Genomic DNA, 818 nt, shown 5'->3' on the forward strand with positions numbered 1-818 from the left:
GTAAGCGCTTAGCCGCAACCCTATTGAGGCTGGCTTGACGTTTTGCGGAATCGCCACGGCATGAGGTCTTCGATGCGGCTATGGGGATGGCCGTCGATGATCGTCTCGAGTGTTTCGGCGATGTAGGCGGCCGGGTTGACGTCGTTGAGCTTGCAGGTGGCGACGATCGAGGCGAGCAAGGCCCAGTTTTCGGCTCCGACCTCATGACCGGCGAAGAGCGCATTTTTTCTGGTCAGGCAGACTGGCCGGATGGCGTTCTCGACAGGGTTGGTGTCGAGCTCGAGGCGCCCGTCTTCGAGGAAGCGGGTCAGACCTTGCCAGTGATTGAGCGCGTAGCGGATGTCCTCGGCGAGCGTCGAACCGCTGGAGATCATCGACAGCTGTTTTTCGAACCACGACTTCAACGCGGCTACCATTGGCAGCGAGTGCTCCTTGCGCGCGGCCAACCGTATGTCCGGCGATGCACCGCGCACCATGGCTTCGATGGCGTAAAGCTGTGCGATGTGCCGAATGGCGGCCTCGGCGATCGGCGATTTGCTATTGCGGGCCAATTTGACGAAGCGTCGGCGCAAGTGGCTCCAGCAATGCACGAGCGTCCAAGGCCCTTGCAGTCGAGCGACTTCGGTCAGTCGATCATAACCGTCATAGGCATCGCATTGCAGGAAGCGTCCGCCAAAGCCATCCAGGAACTGCTCAGCGAAGGCACCGCTGCGACTGGGGGCATATCGGAACAGCACGATCGGCGGACTTGGGCCGCTGTGGCCGCGGTCGTCTGAGGCAATCGCCCAGAAGTAGCCTTTCTTCGTTTGGCCGCGCCC

At 61.4% G+C, this 818-nt stretch carries 1 protein-coding gene; it reads right to left on the minus strand.

What is annotated here, in order from left to right; genetic code table 11:
• Positions 1 to 20 precede the first annotated feature (20 nt).
• A partial coding sequence (locus IVB50_RS00005) for an IS66 family transposase (RefSeq protein ID WP_247293520.1) occupies positions 21 to 818 on the minus strand: 798 nt, incomplete at its 5' end.

The organism is Bradyrhizobium sp. 87 (assembly GCF_023073015.1).
GTDB classification, from domain to species: domain Bacteria; phylum Pseudomonadota; class Alphaproteobacteria; order Rhizobiales; family Xanthobacteraceae; genus Bradyrhizobium; species Bradyrhizobium canariense_D.